The organism is Ancylobacter moscoviensis (genome assembly GCF_007559435.1).
Classification (GTDB): domain Bacteria; phylum Pseudomonadota; class Alphaproteobacteria; order Rhizobiales; family Xanthobacteraceae; genus Ancylobacter; species Ancylobacter moscoviensis.
Genome location: NZ_VMBP01000005.1, coordinates 331,575 through 351,488, shown reverse-complemented (window position 1 = coordinate 351,488; position 19,914 = coordinate 331,575). Strand labels below are relative to the sequence as shown.

The window sequence follows — 19,914 nt, the reverse complement described above, 5'->3', positions numbered from 1 at the left end:
CAACAGTAGCGTTCGGTGCAACCTGCGACGGCGGGTGGCGCGACCGGTTCCTATCGTTCGGGAAGGCGTGGATGCCCGGACCGGGTCCGGGCATGACGGCGCGCGGGCGTGCTCGCCGATGCTCCCCTCAACGCGCCAGCAGGCTCTTCAGCTCGAAGCTCTCGTCGGCGGCCTGCCCGGGGGTGATGGCCGGCGTGCCGGCGAGCAGGCGGCGGCCGAGCATATGGTCGGCGGGGCGGTTGACGCTCTCGATGGCGGTGAGCACGCCGTCCCGGAAGCGGAACACCGAGAAGCGCCGGCTCGCCGGATCGCCGCGCAGCACGGCGTCATCGGTGGGGGCGGCGAGGCCGACCATCTGCAGCTTCAGATCGGCCTGATCGCTCCAGAACCACGGCACCGCGTCGAAGGGCGCCGGCTCCCCGGACGGCGAGAGCTTGCCGGTGAGGCGATGGGCGAGGCTGCGGGCCTGATCGACCGCGTTCTGCACGGATTCGAGCCGGACCGTGCCGCCGGCGAAGCGGCTGGGATAGGCGACGGCGTCGCCGAGGGCGGAGATCGCCGGGTCCCGCGTGGCGAGATGGGCGTCGACCACGATGCCGTTCGCCACCTCCAGCCCGGCCTCGGCGGCGAGCTCGACATTCGGCACCACGCCGATGCCGACCAGCACGAAATCGGCGGGATGCACGGCGCCGTCATTCGTCTCGACGGCGGTGACGTGACCGCCCTCGCCTTTCAGGGCGACGACGCCCGCGCCGAGCAGCAGCGTCGTGCCCATGGCCGCGTGCGCCTGCGCGAAGAAGGCCGACATCTCCGGCGAGACGGCGCGGCCGAGCGGGCGGGCGGCGGCCTCGATCACCGTGACCGCGTGGCCGAGGGCACGGGCGACGGCGGCGAATTCCAGCCCGATGAAGCCGGCGCCGATGACCACCACGCGGCGCGCCGCGGCGAGCCGGCCCTTCAGCGCGTCGGCATCCGCGCGGGTGCGCAGATAGAACACGCCGGCCAGATCGTGGCCGGGAACCGGGAGCGGCCGGTTGCGGGCGCCGGTGGCGAGGATGAGATGCGCGTAGGGAAGGCGCGCGCCGCCTTCCAGCAGGAGCCGCTTCGCCGCCCGGTCGATGGCCGTGGCGCGGGCGTTCACCAGCTCGATGCGGTGATCGGCAAAGAAGGCGGCAGGGCGCAGTTCGATCTGCTCGATGCCGGCATCGCCCTTCATATAGGCCTTGGAGAGCGGCGGGCGCTGATAGGGCAGGCCCGGTTCCTCGCCGACGAGGACGACGCGGCCCTCATAGCCGGCCTCGCGCAGCGACGCGGCGGCCTGGAAGCCGCCCTGCCCCGCGCCGACGATGACGATGCCTGCTTCCTCGATGCCCGCCTCGTCGATGCCTGCTTCGCTCATGCCGTCCTCCCGGCTTCGGCGACCAGCCGGTCGCGCTCGTCATAGATCGCCGCATCGAGCCGGGCCATGAACTCGGCGTCCGGCAGGCCGGCGGGAATGGGCGGCAGGAAGGAAACGGTGATCTCGCCCGGCCTGATCTCGAAGCTGCGCGCCAGCCAGAACAGGCCGGCATTGTGCACCATCGGCACCACGGGAAGACCCAGCGCCTTGTAGAGCAGCACCACGCCGCGCTGCATCGGCGCACGCACGTCCACCGGCTGGCGGGTGCCTTCGGGGAAGATCAGCAGGCTGCGCCCCTCGGCTGCAGCCTCGCGGCCCTCGCGGAACATCTTCTTCATCGCCGTGCCGCCGCCGGCGCGGTCGATGGCGATCATCGGCGATTTCCGGAGGAACCAGCCGAACACCGGAATCCTGTACAGCTCTTCCTTGAGGATGATGGCGACGTCCGGCACCAGCACGGCGCTGGCGATGGTCTCGAAGGTCGACTGGTGGTTGGCGACGTAGAGCGCCGGCCCGTCCGGCCGGTTGGCCTCGCCGATGGTGCGGCAGGAGACGCCGACGAGGCGCAGGATTTTGAGCACGCCGCCGGCCCAGATCCGCGAGAAGCGCCGGGTCGCCCTCGGCTCGTTGCGCAGCGCGTAATAGGGGATGGTCACGGACAGCAGCAGCGTCCAGAGGATCAGCAGCAGCAGGAAGGCAGACGAGCGCAGGCGGGACATCTTTAGGTCGCGGGGTCTCGGCGGATGGGTCGACGTTCGGGCACAGGGTCTAGCAGATCGCGCCGGAGGGCGGCCAAAGATTCTTGGCGCCCGCCCGACGCCGCCGACGGATCACCGCTCCATCCGGGCGCGCAGGCGCGGCGCCGTCCAGTCGAGGAAGCTGCGGACTTTCAGCGGCAGCGGATTGGATGGCGCATGGAGGAGGTTCACCGGCAGTGACGCGGGTGCATGTTCCGTCAGCACCTCCCGCAAGTCACCCGTGCGCAGGTGATCGGCGACCTGATAGGACAGCAGGCGGATCAGGCCGACACCCGCCAGGGCGGCCTGAATGGCGGCCTCCGTGGTATTGACCGCCAGACGGGGACGCGGGTCGACGGCAAAGGCCACGCCGTCTCCCCGGTACCGCCATTCCGGCGCGGTCGCGAAGCCCTGGAAACTGATGCCGTCGTGACCGGCGAGATCGTCCGGCCGAAGCGGCACGCCGCGACGGTCGAGATAGGCGGGGCTGGCGCAGATCACCCGGCGCACCGTGCCGACCCGCGTCGCGATCAGCGTGCTGTCCGCCAGATGCCCGATCCGCAAGGCCACGTCGATGTGCTCGTCGGCCAGGCTGATCTGCCGGTCCACGAGCGAGAGGCGCAGATCAATCGCCGGATGCTCCTTGAGGAAATCCAGCGCGATCGGCAGCAGGTAGCTCTCGCCGAAGGCGATGGGCGCTGTCACGTGGAGGCCACCCCGCAGGGCGCCATGATCGCCGGAGGCCTGCCGCTCCGCCGCGTCCAGCGCGTCAAGGATACGGCGCGAGGCGGCGACAAAGGCGCGCCCCTCCTCCGTCAGGGCAAGGCCGCGACTGGTACGCAGCAGCAGGCGTACGCCGAGGTGCCTTTCAAGGTCGCCGACCTTCCGGCTGACCGTCGCCAACGGTGCGTTGAGACGCCGGGCCCCGGCCGAAAGGCTGCCCGCCTCGACGACCGCCAGCAGCACGGACATCGCCTCCAGACGATCCACGTCACCCTTCCATTTTTCGAGAGGATACCTCCCAGAATGCCAGGATACTCTCTGAATTCATCATGGCCTAGCCTCCCCGTGGGAAGGCGAGAGGGCTCGCTGATCCAGATTCAGCAACGGAGAGCGCCATGCCTCAACTGTCACGCCGCGCCTTTGCCGGTGGCCTGCCCCTCGGTTTCGTCGGAGGGAGCCTCCTTGGTGGCGGCCTCCTTGGTGGCAGCTTACTGGACGGCGCAACCGCACCTGCGCTCGCGGCCAGCCCGGCGCCGGGGACCCCCGTCAGCGTGACGCCGCTCGCGCAGATCAAGATCGGTCGCTTCACCGTGACGGCGCTAACGGACGGTTATGCCGACATGCCCTACACGTTCTTTCCGGGGCGGAGCGCCGCACAGGTGGAGCAGGCGGCGACCGCGCAGTTCACCGCCCGGACGAGCGGCGTGCGCTTCCTGTTCAACCAGTATCTTGTGGAGGATGGCGAACGCCGCATCCTCATTGATGCCGGCCCCGCCGGCTCGATCGGGCAGACCGGCGCGCTGCCGCAGGCGCTCGCCACGCTGGGCGTCGAGCGCGACCAGATCGACGCGGTGATCGTGACCCATATGCACCAGGACCATATGGGCGGCCTGATCCTCGGCGGTAAGAACAATTACCCGAAGGCGGAACTCTTCATCGACCGGCGCGACGTCACCCACTGGACCGACCCAGCCAAGCGCAACGGCGCGCCCGACTATCTGCAGACCAGCTTCCGCATGGCCGACGAGATCGTGCGCCTCTACCCGAAGCTGCAGGCGATCGACGGCGAGCGCGAGATCGCGCGCGGCGTCTCCATCGTCGACCTCGCCGGCCACACGCCCGGCCATATCGGCGTGCGGATCGAGGATGGCGGCCAGAGCCTCATCATGGTCTCCGACATGATCTTTCCGGTGGTGCACCCCGCAGCGACCGACGTGTTCTTCCTATTCGAGCAGGACCAAGCCGCAGCCAAGGCGATGCGCGACACGTTCTACCCCCGCGCCGCGGCGGAAGGCGCGCTCATCGCGGCGACGCACATGCCCTTCCCCGGCCTCGGCCACGTGGTCAATGATCGCGGAACGATGCGCTGGCAGGTGGCCGACTGGGCCTTGCAGAACTGAAGCGGCCGCCCGAGGCTTGGTCCGATCGGCGGAAAGGTAAAGCCATGGGCAGACGATATCTGGACATCGCCACGACGCCTTCCGTCGCCGCCGCCCAGGAGCATTACGGCGGCGCCGCCCCGTGGGGAGGTCCGCGCGCGCCCGCCGACGCCGAGGCCGGAGAAAGCCAGCAACTGGGGCCGACGGAACTGGCATTTATCGCGACACGCGACGGATTCTATCTCGCCAGCGTCTCCGAGACCGGCTGGCCCTATGTGCAGTATCGCGGCGGGCCCGCGGGATTTCTCACGCCAGTTGACGCCGGCACGTTGGGCTTCGCGGATTTTCGCGGCAACCGGCAATACATCACCACCGGCAACGTGACCGCGAATGACCGCGTCTCGCTGTTCCTGATGGACTATGCCCACCGCCACCGCCTGAAGATCTTCGGCCGCCTGCGCATGACCGACGCCGCCGACAACCCGGAGCTTGCCGCCCGACTGGCCGTGCCGGGCTATCGCGGGCGCATCGAGCGGGTCGCCCTCATCGCGGTGGAGGCGTTCGACTGGAACTGCTCGCAGCACATCACCCCGCGCTTCACGCAGGCCGAGATCGAAGGCGCCCTCACCCCGGTGCGCGCGGAACTCGCGACGCTGCGGGCCGAGAACGAGCGCCTGCGCCGCGAACTGGCAGGACGCGAAACCACCCGCCACGAAGAGCCGGACGGCCCGGCCTGATCGCCGGCACCTGCGAACCGGACCGGGGCCTCTCAGCCCTCCACCAGCGCGAATTTGTCGACGTCGAACATGCCGTAATCGGTGATCTTCAGATGCGGGATCACCGGCAGCGGCAGGAAGGCGACCTGCAGGAAGGGCTCGGGCAGCACGACGCCGAGCGCCTTCGCCGCCGCCCGCAGGGGGATGAGCCCGTCATGCACCTCCTCGAAGCGGCCGGCCGACATCAGCCCGGCGACGGGGAGCGCCAGCTCGGCCGTGACCTCGCCGCCCTCGGCGACGACGAAGCCGCCCTTGAGCGCGATGAGGCGGTTCACCGCCACCGCCATGTCCGCCTCGTCGGCGCCGACGACGCAGATGTTGTGGCTGTCATGACCGACGGAGGAGGCGATGGCGCCGCGCTTCATGCCGAAGCCGTGCACGAAGCCGCGGCCGATATTGTTGTTGGCGCCGTGGCGGGCGACGACGCAGACCTTCACCGCGTCCTTGTCGAGATCGACCTGCTTCTCGCCGCCGACGACGGGCAGGTCGAGGCTCATGTCCTCGGTGATGATGCGGCCGGGCACCACGCCGATGACCCGCGTGGCGGGCGCGCCGGCGGGAATGCGGAAATCGGCGGGCTCCACCGGCGCGGCCTTCATGGAATCGAGGCCGACCGGCTCCACGGAGCCGCGCGCCGCGAACAGCTCGGGCGTCACCAGACGGCCGGCGCTGATGACGTGGCGGACCGAGCAGGACTCCAGATCGTCGAGCAGCACGATGTCGGCGCGCCGGCCGGGCGCGAGAAGGCCGCGATCCGTCAGTCCGAAGGCATTGGCCGCCGACCAGCTCGCCACCCGGTACACATGGTGCACCGGCGCCCCCTGGCGGATCGCCTCGCGGATCATGAAGTCGAGATGGCCCTCCTCCGCGATGTCGAGCGGATTGCGGTCGTCGGTGCAGAAGGCGAGGAAGGCGGAGGTGTCGGGCGAGATGAGCGGGATGAGCGCGTGCAGGTCCTTGGAAACCGAGCCCTCGCGGATCAGCACCGTCATGCCCTTGGCGAGCTTCTCGCGCGCCTCGTTCAGCGAAGTGGCCTCGTGCTCGGTGCGGATGCCGGCGGCGATGTAGCCGTTGAGGTCGCGGCCCGCGAGCAGCGGCGCGTGGCCGTCGATGGGCCCGTCCGAGAAGGCGGCGAGCTTGGCCAGCGCCTCGGCGTCCTTGAACAGCACGCCGGGGAAATTCATGAACTCGGCGAGGCCGATGCCGGAGGGATGGCCGCGCAGGGACACGAGGTCGGCGGCCGAGAGCGTGGCGCCGGCGGTCTCGAACCTCGTGGCCGGCACGCAGGAGGAAAGCTGGACCCGCAGGTCCATCACGGTGTGCTCGGCGCAGCGCTGGAAATAGCGGATGCCTTCCGCGCCCAGTACGTTGGCGATCTCGTGCGGGTCGCAGATCGCGGTGGTCACGCCGTGCGGCAGCACGCAGCGGTCGAATTCCAGCGGCGTGACCAGCGAGGATTCGACGTGCAGATGCGTGTCGATGAAGCCGGGGACGGCGACGAGGCCGGCGCCGTCGATCACCGCCGTACCCTCGTAGCTCTCATGCGTGCCGACGATGCGGTCGCCGACGATGGCGATGTCGGTGGGCGTGAGCGCGCCGGTGATGACGTCGAGCATGCGGACGTCCTTCACCACGAGGTCGGCCGGCGCGACGCCCCGCCCCGCATCGACAAGGCGGCCGATCTCGGCGGGGGTCAGCTTCGTCATCGTCCTGGTTCCTTCACGGTTCGCGGCCGCCGCGCCGCCTATGCCTTCCAGGCGCTGGCCTGGTCGAGCCGGGCGATGTCGCCGCCGGTGAGCTGGAGCGAGGCGCTGGCGAGCAGCTCGCCGAGTTGCTCCACCTTCGAGGCACTGGCAATGGGGGCGGTGACGCTCGGGCGCGCCATGATCCAGGCGAGCGCGACCTGCGTCGGGGTGGCGCCGCGCGCCGCCGCCACCTCGTCGAGCGCGGCGAGGATGCCGAGGCCCTTGGGGTTGAGGTACTTGTCGACGGTGGCGCGGCCGCGCACGCTCTTCTGCGCGTCCGCCGCCTTGCGGTACTTGCCGGTGAGGAAGCCGGCGGCGAGCGAGAAATAGGTGATGACGCCGAGGCCGTTGCCCGAGCAGATCGGCTCCAGCTCCGCCTCGTAGCCGGCGCGCTCGCACAGATTGTATTCGGGCTGCAGCGTCTCGTAGCGCGGCAGCTTCTCGCGGGTGGCCACCGCCAGCGCCTCGAACAGGCGCGAGGCGGAGAGGTTGGAGGCGCCGATGAGGCGCACCTTGCCGGCCTTGATCAGTTCCTCATAGGCGCCGAGCACGTCCTCGAAGGGCGTTTCCGGGTCGTCCCAGTGCGATTGGTAGAGGTCGATATAGTCGGTCTGCAGGCGCTTCAGCGAGGCCTCGACGGCGGTGCGGATGTAGTCCGGCTTCAGGCAGACCTTGCCCAGCCCCATGTCGGAGCCGACCTTGGTGGCGATGACGAGTTTGGAACGGTTGCCGCGCTCCTTCATCCACTTGCCGATGATGGCTTCGGACTCGCCGCCCTCATGGCCCGGCGCCCAGCGCGAATAGACGTCGGCGGTGTCGATGAAGTTGAAGCCCGCCTCGACCAGCCCGTCCAGCAGACGGAAGGAGACGGCCTCGTCGGCCGTCCAGCCGAACACGTTGCCGCCGAAACAGAGCGGCGGGACCAGGATGTCGGAGCGGCCAAGGCGGCGCAGTTCCATTCTTCTCTCCTTCCGGCTTTGTTGGCGGGCCGGAGTTTAGGGCAGGAGGGCGCGGGTGCTAACCACCCATATGTTGTAACCGGAGAGGGTCAGAACCCGTCGTCGTCGAGGCCGCCGACCTCGATGAGCTCGACCTGGTCGCGCTGGCAGACGTTACGCAGCTCGGGCGACGAGACCGTGTCGGTGACGAAGGTGTCGATCTCCGCCATGGCGCCGATGCGCACGGGCGCGGTGCGCTCCAGCTTGGAGCGGTCGGCCACCAGGATGACCTGACGGGCATTGTCGATGATGGCGCGGGCGACCTGCACCTCGCGATAGTCGAAGTCCAGCAACGTGCCGTCCTCCTCGATCGCCGAGGCGCCGATGACGGCGTAGTCGACGCGGAACTGGCGCACGAAATCCACCGCCGAGGAGCCGATCACCGCTCCGTCGGCGTGGCGCACCGGGCCGCCCGCCATGATCAGCTCGATCTTGGGATGGCGGTAGAGCAGCGTGGCGACGTTGAGGTTGTTGGTGATCACCAGCATGTCCTCGTGATCGCCGAGCGCGCGGGCGACCTCCTCGGTCGTGGTGCCGATGTTGATGAACAGCGAGGCGCGGTTGGGCACGATGCTGGCCGCCGCCTCGGCGATGGCGCGCTTGGCGCCCTGCGCCATGGCGCGGCGGGCCTCATAGGCGAGGTTCTCGACGCCCGAGGCCACCACCGCGCCGCCGTGCACGCGCGACATGAGCCGGCGCACGCACAGGTCGTTGAGGTCCTTGCGGATCGTCTGGGGCGACACGTCGAAACGCGCGGAGAGGTCTTCGACGCTCACCCGCCCCTGTGCGCGCGCCAGCACGAGGATGTCCTGCTGGCGAGAGGAGATCGCGTTCATTCGTCCTGGCTGGCCCTGTCCCCCGGAACCCGTTCGCATCGTCTTCTGCGGACGATTCGCGGACCATCCTGCACATTGGAAGGGGTCGCGGCAAACGGCTGCTTAGACGCGCTGCAACATGAGCGCGCTGCCGAGCCCGCCGGCCGCCGCGATAGCGGCGAGGCCGAGCGCGCCGGGGGTCTCCCGCCCGAGCTCGTGGAACAGGCGGACGGCCAGAATGGCGCCGGAGGCGCCGATGGGATGGCCGCGCGCCAGCGCCCCGCCGCCGCGGTTGACGCGGGCCGGATCGAGGCCCAGCGCGGCGATGTTGGCGAGCGCCTGCGCGGCGAAGGATTCCATCAGCTCGACGCAGGCGGGAGCGCGCTTATGGTGCTCCATAAGGCGCCGGGCGGCCGGCACCAGCGCCATCGCCGGCTCTTCCGGCGCGGCACCGGCGGAGGCGGCGTCGAGAAAGGCGATGCCGGGGCGGCGCGCCTCGGGCAGTCCTTCCGGCGCGACGACGAGCACGGCCGCCGCCGCGTCGGCCTCGACCGCGACGCCGGTCGCGTCGACGGCGAACTCCCCCTCCCCGGCCAGCACCGGCGCGCGGGCGCAGAGCCGGGCCTCGAGGGCACGGGTGAAGGCGTCGCGGCCGAGCCCGGCGACGGGGACGATCTCCGGTTCCAATATCGCGCGGGCCGCCAGCGCCGCCGCGTGGCTGGCGACGGCGAAGGCCCCCTGCGCCTCCCGCGCGATGCCTTGGGCGCGGGCCAGCGCCGCCATGGCCGTGACGAGATCCGGGTCGCGCTGCGGCCAGGGCGCGAAGGGCGGGCGCTCGTAGAAGACCGGCTCCTCGCCGGGCGCCTTCGGGCGGCGGGCGCGCAGGGGGGCGCGGCTCCAGCTTTCCACGCCGCCGGCCAGCACCGCCCGCGCCGCGCCCGATTCCACCAGACGCGCGGCCAGCATGATCGCGTCGAGGCCCGAGCAGCACTGCGTGTCGAGGGTGAGCGCCGGCACGCTGTCGGGCAGGCCAGCCGCCAGCGCCGCGAGGCGGGCGACATTGCCGCCGCCGGACAGCGCGTTGCCGAGGATGACGTGATCGACGGCTACCGGGGCGAGGCCGGCATCGGCGAGACAGGCGTGCAGCACCGGCGCGGCGAGATCGTGCGCCTCCACCTCGCGGAAGGCGCCACCGCGCGGAGCGACCGCCGTGCGGCGGGCGGCGAGGAGGAAGGCGCGGCTCACCGCTTCGGCCTCCCCTCCGCCAGCCGGTCGCGGGCGATGGCCTCCAGTGCCCGCAGATCCGCCTTGCCGCCGGAGGTGCGGGGCCATTCGTCCAGCGCCAGGAAACGGCGCGGCAGCTTGGCGGCGGGCAGCCGCGCGCGGCAGGCGGCGCGCAGGGCCGCGTCCTCGAAGCGCCCGCGCAGCACGGCGACGAGTACCACGCCGCGCAGCGGGTCCGGCAGGCCGAACACCGCCGCTTCCTCGATGCCGTCGAGACCGGTCAGCACCGCCTCCACCTCCTCGGGATAGACGTTGAGCCCGGAGGTGACGAGCATGCGCTTCTCGCGCCCATGCAGGTAGAGGAAACCCTCGCCGTCGAGCCGCCCATGGTCGCCGATGGTGAGGAAGCCGCCCTCCCGGCGCGTCTCCGGCGCGCTGCCGCAGGCGTAGCCGTCGAACAGCATGGAGCTGCCGACCCAGATGGCGCCGGCCTCGCCCACGGGCAGGTCACGGCCGTCAATGTCTCGGATGCGCAGGCGGACGCCGTGCGCCGCGCGCCCGACCGAGCCGGCCGGCACCGCCTCGCCCGGGCGGCTGACGGTGACGAAGCTCAGCTCCGAGGCGCCGTAGAACTCGGCGATGCCGGCGCGCGGGAACAGCCTCTCCACCGCCGCGCGGGTCTCCGGCCGCCATTTGGCGCCGCTGATCATGATGACGCGCACCGAGGGGAACGCCTCGCCCTGCGCCGCCTCGACCAGCATCTGGAGCTGGGTGGGCGTGGCGTAGAGCGCGGTGACGCCGTGGCGGGCGAGCAGGCGCAGCGCCCGGCGGGGATGGAACTGGTGCATCATCACCGCCGTGGCGCCGACATGCAGCGCGTGGACGACGCCATAGAGGTGCAGCGAGGCGGCGAGGCCGCCGGGCGCCATCACGATGTCCTGTTCGCCGAGGCAGAACTCGGCCGCGCTGACCGCGAAGCTGTCGATCCAGGAACGGTGGTTGCGGCGGTAGCCCTTGGGCACACCGGTCGAGCCCGAGGTGAAGCCGACATAGAAGGGGGCCAGCGGATCCGGCGCGGGGGGAAACGGCGCGGGCGGCACGTCGGGCGCGGCGTCGAGCGTCAGCGCCGGCATGAGCGCGGCGTCGATGGCGGCGCGATAGGGCGCGGGCCAGGCGGGATCGTAGACGAGGGCCTGCCGGCCGCTCGCCGCGCAGGCGAGGAAGAGCTCGACGAGCGAGGGGGCATTGCCCATGGCGAGCGCGACATGCGCGCCGGGCGCGGTACGCGCGGCCAGCCACGCCGCCAGCCCGCCGACGCGGGCGGCGAGATCGGCGCGGCTGTGCACCTGCGCGTCGCAGACCAGCGCCGGCCGGGCCGGGTTCGCCGCCGCAAGGGCGGGAAGGCCGGCGCCGATGGTGCGCGGGACGCTCCGGCTCATGGCCTCACGCATTGCGCGAGAGCAGCGCCTCCGGCATGCCGCGCGCCACGGTCTGCGCCACCAGCGCGACCAGCACCGCCTTGATCGTGTCGCCGGGGATGAAGACGAGGCAGGCCTTGGCGGCGTCGAGGAGCGACAGGCTGCCCATCGCCGACATGCCGACGATGCCGAAGGCATAGAGCACGAGGATGCCGCCGACGACCGAGGCGACCAGCGCCGCCGGGAAGACCGGCGCCCGGCGCAACGCCTGCATGATCAGCCCGGCGACGAAGGCGGCGGCGATCCAGCCGAAGATGAAGCCGACCGAGGGGCTGAAGAACACGCCGAGGCCGCCGCGCCCGCCCGCCAGCAGCGGCGCGCCGAGGGCGACGACGAACAGCAGCAGCACGATGGAGAGCGCGCCGCGCCACGCGCCGAGCATCACCCCGGCGAGCATCGCGCCCATGCTCTGCGCGGTGATCGGCACGCCGCCGGCCAGCGGCAGGTCGAAGCGCGGCAGCAGGCCGAGCACGGCGAAGATGGCGGCGTAGAGGGCGATCTGGACGAGGCTGCGATCCTTCATCGGACATCCTTCATCGGCGGCTTCCGCGCGGCACCCCGCCCCGCGCCGCCAGCGCCTCGGCGGTGTGATGGGACAATCTCAGCGTCTGGATACAGAAAGGCGCGAGCAGGCGCCAGCCGCCGCGCCTTCCGGTGCGAGCGCGGTAGGATTCGTTCAGCGACTCCCACAGCGCGAAGAGCAGCGGTATGAGCCGGATCATCAGCGCCACCGCCAGCGCCACCGCGCGCGGCGCGACGCCGAACAGGGCGAGCGGGCGCAGCAGCGGCTCCACCGCATCCATCATCGCGTCCATGCGGGTGGTCATGGTCACGGCATTGGCCAGCAGCACCATGGCGAGGATGCGCAGGCACACGACGAGGCCGAGGAGGACGTCGCCGTTCCACGCGTGCAGGGCGAGCAGGATGAGGAAGAGCGGCCACATGGGCCGCAGCAGCGCCACCTGCGCCAGCGCGGCGCGGCCCAGCGAGGCGTAGAGGGCGAGCGTGGCGAGGACCAGACCCGCCATCAGCGGGAGGCTGTCGAAGGGCGCGACGGTGAGGCTGACCAGCGCCAGCGCGATCAGCTTCCAGCCGGCGGGAATGGCGTGCAGCCAGGTGCGCCCGGGGAGGTAGAGGGAGATCATCCGAGCGATTCCGCGAAGACGCGGTAGGCGGCGACGACCTCGGCGGGCGCCCCGTCCATCGCCACCCTGCCCTCGTGCAGCCAGACGACCCGCTCATAGGCGGCGAAGGCGTCGAGTTCATGGGCGACGAGGACGACCTGCTGCGGCAGGCCGGCGATGAGCGCCTCCAGCCGGCGGCGGGTGGGCAGGTCGAGGCTGGAGAAGGGCTCGTCCAGCACGATCACCGCCGGCTCCATCACCAGCACGGCGATGATGCACAGGAACTGCTTCTCGCCCTCGGAGAGCGCGTGCACCGGCCGCTCCGCCCAATGCTCGCGGCCGAAGCGGGCAAGCGCGGGAACGGCCTCCCTGGCGGCTTCGCGGCGCGGCAGGCCGGCCTGCTCCAGGCTGAAGGCGATCTCCTCGGCGACGGTGGGGAAGATGATCTGGTGGTCGGGGTTCTGGAAGATGAAGCCGACCTTGCGCGGCAGCTCGGCTGCCTGCTCCTTCGCGTCGAGGCCGTGGACGACGACGCGGCCGGCATCGGCGGTGAGCAGGCCGTTGAGCAGGCGCACCAGCGAGCTCTTGCCGGAGCCGTTGTTGCCGATGAGGCCGACGCGCCGCTCGGGCAGCTCCAGCGACACGCCGTCGAGCACGGTGCGCCCGCCGCGCGCGAGGGTGACGTTGTCGAGGAGGAGGGAGGCGTCGCTCATGCGGCCACCCCTGTCACAACGTCATGGCCGGACTCGATCCGGCCATCCACGTCCGTCGGCAGCCGAGGAAGGCGTGGATCCCCGGGTCAAGCCCGGGGATGACGGCGTTCTCGTCGGGAGCGCCGATGCGAGAGTTGCTCACAGCATTTCCAGCGCGCGCTTGCGGGTCGGCGGCGGGAAGGCGGCATCAAGGGCGGCGAGGTCTTCGCCGTCGAGCCTGATGTCGCGCGCGCCGGCATTCTCGCGCATGTGCTCGGGGCGCGAGGCCTTGGGGATGACGATGTTGTTCGGGTTGCGCAGCACCCAGGCGAGCGCGACCTGGAAGGGCTTGGCCTTGTGCTTGGCGGCGATCTCGGCGAGCACGCCGGAGGTCCTGATGCGGCCCTGCTCGATCGGGCTGTAGGCCATCAGCGGCATCTCGTGCTCCTCCAGCCAGGGCAGGAGATCGTATTCCGGGCCGCGCCGGGTCAGGTTGTAGAGCACCTGATTGACCGCGCAGCCCTCGCCGCCGGGGGTCTCGTACAGCTCGTTCATGTCGTCGGTGTCGAGGTTCGACACGCCCCAGTGGCGGATCTTGCCCTGGGTCTTCAGGTGCTCGAAGCCGATGATGGTCTCCTCCAGCGGGACGCCGCCGCGCCAGTGGAGCAGGTAGAGGTCGAGCCGGTCGGTCTTCAGCCGCTTGAGGCTGCGCTCGCAGGCGGCGACGACCCCGGCGCGGCTGGCGTTCTGCGGATAGACCTTGGAGACGAGGAACACCTTCTCGCGCAGGCCGGCGAGCGCCTCGCCGAGGAAGGTCTCGCAGGCGCCGTCGCCATACATCTCCGCGGTGTCGACGAGGGTAAGGCCGAGCTCGATGCCGAGCCGCACCGATTCCGCCTCCTCCTTCCGCGCCGCGGCGCGCTCGCCCATCATCCAGGTGCCGATGCCGAGGGCCGGAACCTTTTCACCGCCGGGAAGAACCACCTTGCCGCTCATCGCGCGCCTCCATTTCATCCTCAGGCGGATTGCCATTCCCGCGTGCCCGGCGCAAGCAGTCCGTGCGCAGGCATGCTATCCTTCGTCACGGCGCTATGCGCCCCGCCCCCGACGACCTGCGATCCAGAGACTGCCGCCCGAGCCCGAATGCCCGCGACGCCGCTCACCCATCCGACCCCCGAGGCCGACCGGCCGGACGCGCCCGAGCCGGGACTGGCCATCGGCCTGTCGGCGGTGATCGTCGCGGTGACCGGCGACGATCCGAAGGTGCTGACCCTCCGGCACGAGGACGGGCGCGACTCGCTGCCCTCCGGCCCGCTGGAGCGCGGCCACCGCACGCTGGAGGTGGGCCTGCGCACCTGGGTGGAGCGGCAGACGCTGCAGGAGCTCGGCCATGTCGAGCAGCTCTACACCTTCGGCGACCGCGACCGCGGCGAGGACGGCGCGCGCTCCCTCTCCCTCGCCTATCTCGCTTTGGTGCGCGAGGCGCGCCCGGCCGGCGACACCGACGCGGCGTGGCAGAGCTGGTACCGCTACTTCCCCTGGGAGGACTGGCGCGACGGGCGCCCGGCCGTGCTCGACAGCCTCGACCACGGGCTGCGCGCCTGGGCGGCCGGGGCGGCGAGCTCGCGCATGGGCGAGATGCGCGCCGAGCGTGTCGCGCTGTGCTTCGGCGGCACGGCCGGCGGCAGCGAGGCGGGCTGGAACGAGGAGCGCGTGCTGGAGCGCTACGAGCTGCTCTACGAGGCGGGGCTGGTCGGCGAGGCGCTGCGCGAGCGCGGCTCGGAACGCGCCGCCCCTGGCCCTTCCGGCTCGGAGATGCGCGAGGACCACCGCCGCATGCTGGCGCTCGCCATCGCGCGGCTGCGCGGCAAGATCAAATACCGCCCGGTGGTGTTCGAGCTGATGCCGCCGAGCTTCACCCTCGGCCAGCTCCAGCGCGCGGTGGAGGCGCTGTCGGGCATCCGGCTGCACAAGCAGAATTTCCGCCGGCTGATCGAGCAGCAGCGCCTCGTCGAGGAGACCGGCGAGACCACGGCCGAGACCGGCGGGCGGCCGGCGCGGCTGGTGCGCTTCCGCCGCGAGGTGCTGCTGGAGCGCCCCGCCCCCGGCGTGCGCCTGCCGGGCGGCTTCGGGCGGCGGTGACTAATCCCGCCCGTCGATCCATTTCGCCATGACCACGCGCGGGGCGACCTCGAAGCCGAGCTTCTCGTAGAAGGCGACCACGGCCGTGTTGGTCTCGCGCACCAGAAGCTGCGCCTTGACCACGCCGCGCGCCTTCAGCCACGCCTCGGCCGCGCCGACGATCTCCGCGCCGACGCCCTGGCGCTGGAGCATGGGATCGACCGCGACGTAGTAGAGCCAGCCACGGTGCCCGTCATGGCCGACCATCGCGGTGGCGCAGACGCGGCCGCATTCGAGGCGCGCCACCAGCACTTCGGAGCTGGCGCCGCCGCGCGCGAAGCGGAAATCCGTCGCCGGATCATTGTAGGGCACGGTGAGCCCGCAGGCCCGCCAGAGATAGACCACCGCCCGCTCATCCGCCTCGGCGGCCGGCCCGATCGTCAACGTCATGCTCGAAACTCCAACGTCGAAATTCCCCCGCGGGCCGGCGGGCCCGCTACGCAAAAAAGCCAATGACCCGATTTGTGACGGACTGTTGACAGCGACTTATACTCAGTCCTAGCATAAGCTCAATCGCCGGGCTTTGGGCCCGGTCTTCTTTGGCCCTAGATATACTCAAAACGAGCATAAGGGGAGGACGCGATGCTGGATGTCAACGTCGCCGCCCGCACGGAAACCGCCGAGGGCTTCGCGCCCGCCTTCACGCCCGACAGCGTTCCCGCCGCCACCCCGGCGGTGCCGCTGGCGCATCTCTATGCCCGCGTCTCCAAGCATGTGACGCCGGCCGAGTGGCCGTTGATCGTGCGCGACGTCGAGGCCATCGAACGGCTGAAGCGCGAGAAGAACGCCGTGGTGCTCGGCCACAACTACCAGGCGCCGGAAATCTTCAACACGGTGGCCGACATCGTCGGCGACAGCCTCGCGCTGGCCCGCGAGGCGGTGACGGTCGACGCCGACATCATCGTCATGGCCGGCGTGCACTTCATGGCCGAGACCGCCAAGCTGCTGAACCCTTCCAAGACCGTGCTGATGCCGGACATGGGCGCGGGCTGCTCGCTGGCCGAGTCCATCACCGCCGCCGACATCCGCCTGCTGCGCCAGCATTACCCCGGCGTGCCGGTCGTCACCTATGTAAACACCTCCGCCGAGGTGAAGGCGGAGAGCGACTATTGCTGCACCTCCGGCAACGCCGTGAAGGTGGTGCGCGCGGTGGCGAAGGAATGGGGCGTCAACCGCATCCTCATGCTGCCGGACGAATACCTCGCCCAGAACGTGCAGAAGGAAGTGCCGGAGATCGAGCTGATCGCCTGGAAGGGCCATTGCGAGGTGCATGAGCGCTTCACCCCGAGCGACATACGCGACCTGCGCGAGAACCATCCCGGCGTGGTGGTGCTGGCGCATCCCGAATGCCCGCCGGAAGTGGTGGCGGAGGCCGACTTCGCCGGCTCCACTGCCGCCATGGCCGACTATGTCGGCGACCACAAGCCGGCGCGCGTGGTGCTGATCACCGAATGCTCCATGGCCGACAACGTGGCGGTGAGCCACCCGGAGGTGGAGTTCGTGCGGCCGTGCAACCTGTGCCCGCACATGCGCCGGATCACCCTGCCGAACATCCGCCGGGCGCTGGAGACAATGACGACGCCGGTCGAGATCGACCCGGCGATCGCCGACCGCGCCCGCCTCGCCGTCGAGCGCATGCTCGCCATCCGCTGAGGACGCTTACCGAGGATCTTCGCGTTGAGCCATTCGCCGCAGAACATCGTCGTGGTCGGCGGCGGGGTCGCCGGCCTCGCCACCGCGCTGCGCCTCGCGCCGGCGCCGGTGACGCTGATCGTCGCCTCGCCGCTCGGCGCGGAGGCCGCCACCGGCTGGGCGCAGGGCGGCATCGCCGCCGCCATCGGCCCGGACGACCGGCCGGATCTCCACGCCATCGACACGCTGACCGCCGGCGCGGGCCTCTCCGAGCCGCATGTGGCGCGCCGCGTGGCGGGCGCCGCGCCGACCGCCATCGACTGGCTGGTCTCGCTCGGCACGCCCTTCGACCGCAACGCCAATGGCAGCCTCGCGCTGGGGCTGGAAGCCGCGCATTCGCGCCGGCGCATCGTCCATGCCGAGGGCGACGGCACCGGCCGCGTGGTGCTTGAGACGCTGGCGCGGGCGGCGCGGGACTGCCCCTCCATCCAAGTGATGGAGGGCTGGCGGGCGACCGAGCTGCTGACCGACGAGAACGGCCGCGTCGCCGGCGTCGCCGCGCGCGACCGCGAGGGCCGGGTGGCGGCGTTGCCCGCCCGCGCGGTGGTGCTGGCCACCGGCGGGCTCGGCGGGCTCTACGCCTCCACCACCAACCCGCTCGGGGCGGTCGGCTCGGGCCTCGCGCTCGCCGCACGGGCCGGCGCGACGCTGCGCGACATGGAGTTCGTACAGTTCCACCCGACCGCCATGGCGGTGAGCGGCGATCAACGCGCCCCGCTCGCGGGCGGTCCGGCGCCGATGCCGCTGGCCACCGAGGCGCTGCGCGGCGAGGGCGCGACGCTGGTCAACGAGCACGGCGAGCGCTTCATGGCCGAGGTGCCCGGCCAGGAGCTGGCGCCGCGCGACGTGGTGGCCCGCGCCATCTTCGCCGAGCTGGCGGCGGGACGGACGGTGATGCTCGACGCGCGGCTGAAGGATGTCGAGCGCCGCTTCCCCGGCGTCGTCGCGCTGTGCCGCGCCAACGGGCTCGACCCGGCGCGCGCGCCGATCCCGGTGCGGCCGGCGGCGCATTACCACATGGGCGGCATCCGGGTGGACGACGCCGGACGCGCCAGCGTGCCGGGCCTGTGGGCCTGCGGCGAGGTGGCCTCCACCGGGCTGCACGGCGCCAACCGGCTCGCCAGCAACTCGCTGCTGGAGGCACTCGCCTATGCCGCGTGGATCGCCGAGGACATTGCCGGACAGGACGCGGCCTCCCCGGCGCCCCGCCCAGGGGGCGCCATCCGCCCGCTCTCGCCGGCCCGCCCGGAGATCCGCACGCTGATGGACCTCAAGGTCGGGGTGGTACGGGACGCGCCGGGGCTGGAGGCGGCGGCGGCCCGGCTCGGCGCCCTGGCCGATGCGAACGGCGACGACCTCTCGCTGGTCGCGCTCATGGTGGCGGAGGCGGCGCTGCGGCGGATCGAGAGCCGGGGCGGGCATTTCCGCGCCGACCACCCCACGCCGGCGGCAGTGACGCGCCATTCCGAAACCACGCTCGACCGCCCCGAGGCCGGCGACGTGCGCCGGGTGGCGTGAAACCGAACGACGTCATGCCCGGGCCCGGCCCAGCCATGACCGACCTTTGGAACTTGCCCTCGTCCCGGGAACCCGCCCCGGAGATCCAGACGAACGGATGGCCGGGTCGGACCCGGCCGCGAGGGATTGAAAGACAGCAGTGAGCCCAGCGATGTCATCCTTCCTCTCCCCCCTGCCCCGCCTGTTGATCGAACCCGTCGTGCGCGCCGCGCTGCTGGAAGACCTCGGCCGCGCCGGCGACGTGACGACCGACGCCGTCATCCCCGCCGGGGCCCGCTTCGAGGCGGTGATCGCCTCGCGCCAGCCGGGCGTGATCGCCGGCATCGACGCGGCGGTGATCGCCTTCGAACTCGTCGATCCCTCGCTGAAGGTGACGGTGGAGCGCGGCGACGGAGCGCGGGTGGCGCCCGGCGACGTGGTGCTGCGGCTGGACGGCCCGGCGCGTGCCATCCTCACTGCCGAGCGGGTGGCGCTGAACATCGCCTGCCGCATGTCGGGCATCGCCACCGCGACCGCCGGCCTGGTCGAGATCGCCCGCCGGCACGGCAAGGCGCAGATCGTCTGCACCCGCAAGACCACGCCGGGGCTGCGGGCGCTGGAGAAGCACGCGGTGAAGGCGGGCGGCGGCTCCAACCACCGCTTCGGCCTCGACGACGCGGTGCTGATCAAGGACAACCACATCGCCGTCGCCGGCGGGGTGGTGCCGGCCATCCACGCCGCCAAGGCGCATGCGGGGCACATGGTGAAGATCGAGGTGGAGGTCGACACGCTCGCCCAGCTCGACGCGGCGCTGGCGGAAGGGGTCGACGCGGTGCTGCTCGACAACATGGACCCGCCGACGCTGAAGGACGCCGTCGCCATGGTCGGCGGGCGGGCGCTGACCGAGGCCTCCGGCCGCGTCTCGCGCGAGACCGTCGGCCCGATCGCGGCGAGCGGGGTGGACCTGATCTCCGTCGGCTGGATCACCCATTCCGCGCCGATTCTCGACCTCGGGCTCGACGCGGCGGGCGTGTGAGGGATCGGCCGGGGAGTCTCGCGCCGGGTACCGGACGAACTGCAGCGTCGATCCGGGACACGGCGCAAGACCCTTTGGCGGAATCCACCGTTCAACGACCCGCCGCCGCCGTTCTGCCCTTGAATGAGGCATGCTTTTGTGCGATGCATATAGGCGTCTGCTAATGATTATGCGGGAGAGACCGACAGTCCTCCCGGACACGTGTCGGCGCCGACGGAGCAACCCCCCAGGAAACTCTCAGGCACCAGGGACCGCATAGTCAGGACGATCTGGAGAGAGGCGTCGGTGCCGGTCCGTAGGCGCAAGACGTCCACCGAAGGGGAAGCCCGGGAAGGCGACGGCCGTCGCCGTTCCGTCTCGGGGCGAGCTCTCAGGTAACCGCGACAGATGGGGACAGCCGGCTGGAACGCCAAGCGGA

At 71.3% G+C, this 19,914-nt stretch carries 19 protein-coding genes and 1 riboswitch; of the genes, 6 read left to right on the top strand and 13 right to left on the bottom strand.

Features of this window, described 5'->3' with window-relative positions; genetic code table 11:
* Positions 1-127: 127 nt before the first annotated feature.
* The 3 genes from FO470_RS16300 to FO470_RS16290 all read right to left on the bottom strand — a co-directional run bounded on the left by FO470_RS16300 (position 128) and on the right by FO470_RS16290 (position 3,126).
* On the bottom strand, positions 128-1,399 hold the full coding sequence (locus tag FO470_RS16300; protein ID WP_186291995.1) for an NAD(P)/FAD-dependent oxidoreductase: 1,272 nt from the start codon (positions 1,397-1,399) through the stop codon (positions 128-130).
* Entirely contained in the window at positions 1,396-2,118 is a 723-nt protein-coding gene (locus FO470_RS16295) for a lysophospholipid acyltransferase family protein (protein ID WP_144344022.1), read from the bottom strand. Before FO470_RS16295 ends, FO470_RS16300 begins: the two co-directional genes overlap by 4 nt.
* 111 nt (positions 2,119-2,229) lie before the next feature.
* Positions 2,230-3,126 carry a LysR family transcriptional regulator gene (locus FO470_RS16290; RefSeq protein WP_144344021.1) on the bottom strand — a complete coding sequence of 299 codons (897 nt, stop codon included), beginning with the start codon at positions 3,124-3,126 and terminating at the stop codon, positions 2,230-2,232.
* A 128-nt stretch (positions 3,127-3,254) separates the two neighbouring features.
* On the opposite strand from FO470_RS16290, the gene FO470_RS16285 reads away from it, so the two are divergent.
* Complete coding sequence (locus tag FO470_RS16285) at positions 3,255-4,259, top strand: MBL fold metallo-hydrolase (protein WP_144344020.1); 1,005 nt, start codon at positions 3,255-3,257, stop codon at positions 4,257-4,259.
* A 44-nt stretch (positions 4,260-4,303) separates the two neighbouring features.
* Positions 4,304-4,975, top strand: coding sequence for a pyridoxamine 5'-phosphate oxidase family protein (locus FO470_RS16280; RefSeq protein WP_144344019.1), 672 nt, complete (start codon positions 4,304-4,306; stop codon positions 4,973-4,975).
* A gap of 32 nt (positions 4,976-5,007) precedes the next feature.
* On the opposite strand, the gene ade is transcribed toward FO470_RS16280, so the two are convergent.
* The 9 genes from ade to FO470_RS16235 form a co-directional block, all read right to left on the bottom strand.
* Entirely contained in the window at positions 5,008-6,720 is a 1,713-nt protein-coding gene (ade, locus tag FO470_RS16275; RefSeq protein ID WP_144344018.1) for an adenine deaminase, read from the bottom strand.
* Between the two features lie 38 nt (positions 6,721-6,758).
* Entirely contained in the window at positions 6,759-7,718 is a 960-nt protein-coding gene (locus FO470_RS16270; protein WP_144344017.1) for an aldo/keto reductase, read from the bottom strand.
* Between the two features lie 89 nt (positions 7,719-7,807).
* Positions 7,808-8,593 carry a DeoR/GlpR family DNA-binding transcription regulator gene (locus tag FO470_RS16265; RefSeq protein WP_144344016.1) on the bottom strand — a complete coding sequence of 262 codons (786 nt, stop codon included), beginning with the start codon at positions 8,591-8,593 and terminating at the stop codon, positions 7,808-7,810.
* Positions 8,594-8,695: 102 nt separating this feature from the next.
* A complete protein-coding gene (locus FO470_RS16260; RefSeq protein WP_144344015.1) occupies positions 8,696-9,817 on the bottom strand; it encodes a thiolase family protein in 1,122 nt (373 codons plus the stop codon).
* Positions 9,814-11,235, bottom strand: coding sequence for an AMP-binding protein (locus FO470_RS16255; RefSeq protein WP_144344014.1), 1,422 nt, complete (start codon positions 11,233-11,235; stop codon positions 9,814-9,816). The genes FO470_RS16260 and FO470_RS16255 overlap by 4 nt, the downstream gene beginning before the upstream one ends.
* A 4-nt stretch (positions 11,236-11,239) precedes the next feature.
* Positions 11,240-11,797, bottom strand: coding sequence for a biotin transporter BioY (locus FO470_RS16250; protein WP_144344013.1), 558 nt, complete (start codon positions 11,795-11,797; stop codon positions 11,240-11,242).
* A gap of 10 nt (positions 11,798-11,807) precedes the next feature.
* Positions 11,808-12,419 carry an energy-coupling factor transporter transmembrane component T family protein gene (locus FO470_RS16245; RefSeq protein ID WP_144344012.1) on the bottom strand — a complete coding sequence of 204 codons (612 nt, stop codon included), beginning with the start codon at positions 12,417-12,419 and terminating at the stop codon, positions 11,808-11,810.
* Positions 12,416-13,111, bottom strand: coding sequence for an energy-coupling factor ABC transporter ATP-binding protein (locus FO470_RS16240; RefSeq protein WP_144344011.1), 696 nt, complete (start codon positions 13,109-13,111; stop codon positions 12,416-12,418). The genes FO470_RS16245 and FO470_RS16240 overlap by 4 nt, the downstream gene beginning before the upstream one ends.
* Before the next feature lie 138 nt (positions 13,112-13,249).
* Positions 13,250-14,086 carry an aldo/keto reductase gene (locus FO470_RS16235; protein ID WP_144344010.1) on the bottom strand — a complete coding sequence of 279 codons (837 nt, stop codon included), beginning with the start codon at positions 14,084-14,086 and terminating at the stop codon, positions 13,250-13,252.
* 147 nt (positions 14,087-14,233) lie between these two features.
* Here FO470_RS16235 and FO470_RS16230 point away from each other — a divergent pair, with 147 nt between their 5' ends.
* Positions 14,234-15,232: an NUDIX hydrolase gene (locus FO470_RS16230; RefSeq protein WP_144344009.1), complete on the top strand. Its 999-nt coding sequence runs from the start codon at positions 14,234-14,236 to the stop codon at positions 15,230-15,232.
* On the opposite strand, the gene FO470_RS16225 is transcribed toward FO470_RS16230, so the two are convergent.
* The gene (locus FO470_RS16225) at positions 15,233-15,661 is read right to left on the bottom strand and encodes a GNAT family acetyltransferase (RefSeq protein ID WP_144344008.1); all 429 of its coding nucleotides are present in this window, start codon (positions 15,659-15,661) and stop codon (positions 15,233-15,235) included.
* 192 nt (positions 15,662-15,853) lie between these two features.
* Between FO470_RS16225 and nadA the strand changes: the two genes are divergently transcribed.
* The 3 genes from nadA (at position 15,854) to nadC (ending at position 19,496) form a co-directional block, all read left to right on the top strand.
* Positions 15,854-16,924: a quinolinate synthase NadA gene (gene nadA / locus FO470_RS16220; RefSeq protein ID WP_144344007.1), complete on the top strand. Its 1,071-nt coding sequence runs from the start codon at positions 15,854-15,856 to the stop codon at positions 16,922-16,924.
* A 24-nt stretch (positions 16,925-16,948) separates the two neighbouring features.
* Complete coding sequence (locus FO470_RS16215; RefSeq protein ID WP_144344006.1) at positions 16,949-18,481, top strand: L-aspartate oxidase; 1,533 nt, start codon at positions 16,949-16,951, stop codon at positions 18,479-18,481.
* Positions 18,482-18,632: 151 nt separating this feature from the next.
* A complete protein-coding gene (gene nadC, locus FO470_RS16210) occupies positions 18,633-19,496 on the top strand; it encodes a carboxylating nicotinate-nucleotide diphosphorylase (RefSeq protein ID WP_144344005.1) in 864 nt (287 codons plus the stop codon).
* Positions 19,497-19,658: 162 nt separating this feature from the next.
* Positions 19,659-19,760, top strand: a riboswitch (glycine riboswitch).
* Positions 19,761-19,914: the final 154 nt, after the last annotated feature.

What these genes read in the sequence shown, in the direction of transcription:
- FO470_RS16280 (WP_144344019.1), top strand. Translation starts at nt 4,304, where the DNA reads ATGGGCAGACGATATCTGGACATCGCCACGACGCCTTCCGTCGCCGCC.
- FO470_RS16255 (WP_144344014.1), bottom strand. Translation starts at nt 11,235, where the DNA reads ATGAGCCGGAGCGTCCCGCGCACCATCGGCGCCGGCCTTCCCGCCCTT.
- FO470_RS16270 (WP_144344017.1), bottom strand. Translation starts at nt 7,718, where the DNA reads ATGGAACTGCGCCGCCTTGGCCGCTCCGACATCCTGGTCCCGCCGCTC.
- FO470_RS16230 (WP_144344009.1), top strand. Translation starts at nt 14,234, where the DNA reads ATGCCCGCGACGCCGCTCACCCATCCGACCCCCGAGGCCGACCGGCCG.
- ade (WP_144344018.1), bottom strand. Translation starts at nt 6,720, where the DNA reads ATGACGAAGCTGACCCCCGCCGAGATCGGCCGCCTTGTCGATGCGGGG.
- FO470_RS16285 (WP_144344020.1), top strand. Translation starts at nt 3,255, where the DNA reads ATGCCTCAACTGTCACGCCGCGCCTTTGCCGGTGGCCTGCCCCTCGGT.
- nadA (WP_144344007.1), top strand. Translation starts at nt 15,854, where the DNA reads ATGCTGGATGTCAACGTCGCCGCCCGCACGGAAACCGCCGAGGGCTTC.
- FO470_RS16300 (WP_186291995.1), bottom strand. Translation starts at nt 1,399, where the DNA reads ATGAGCGAAGCAGGCATCGACGAGGCGGGCATCGAGGAAGCAGGCATC.
- FO470_RS16225 (WP_144344008.1), bottom strand. Translation starts at nt 15,661, where the DNA reads ATGACGTTGACGATCGGGCCGGCCGCCGAGGCGGATGAGCGGGCGGTG.
- nadC (WP_144344005.1), top strand. Translation starts at nt 18,633, where the DNA reads ATGTCATCCTTCCTCTCCCCCCTGCCCCGCCTGTTGATCGAACCCGTC.
- FO470_RS16235 (WP_144344010.1), bottom strand. Translation starts at nt 14,086, where the DNA reads ATGAGCGGCAAGGTGGTTCTTCCCGGCGGTGAAAAGGTTCCGGCCCTC.
- FO470_RS16245 (WP_144344012.1), bottom strand. Translation starts at nt 12,419, where the DNA reads ATGATCTCCCTCTACCTCCCCGGGCGCACCTGGCTGCACGCCATTCCC.
- FO470_RS16265 (WP_144344016.1), bottom strand. Translation starts at nt 8,593, where the DNA reads ATGAACGCGATCTCCTCTCGCCAGCAGGACATCCTCGTGCTGGCGCGC.
- FO470_RS16240 (WP_144344011.1), bottom strand. Translation starts at nt 13,111, where the DNA reads ATGAGCGACGCCTCCCTCCTCCTCGACAACGTCACCCTCGCGCGCGGC.
- FO470_RS16250 (WP_144344013.1), bottom strand. Translation starts at nt 11,797, where the DNA reads ATGAAGGATCGCAGCCTCGTCCAGATCGCCCTCTACGCCGCCATCTTC.
- FO470_RS16295 (WP_144344022.1), bottom strand. Translation starts at nt 2,118, where the DNA reads ATGTCCCGCCTGCGCTCGTCTGCCTTCCTGCTGCTGCTGATCCTCTGG.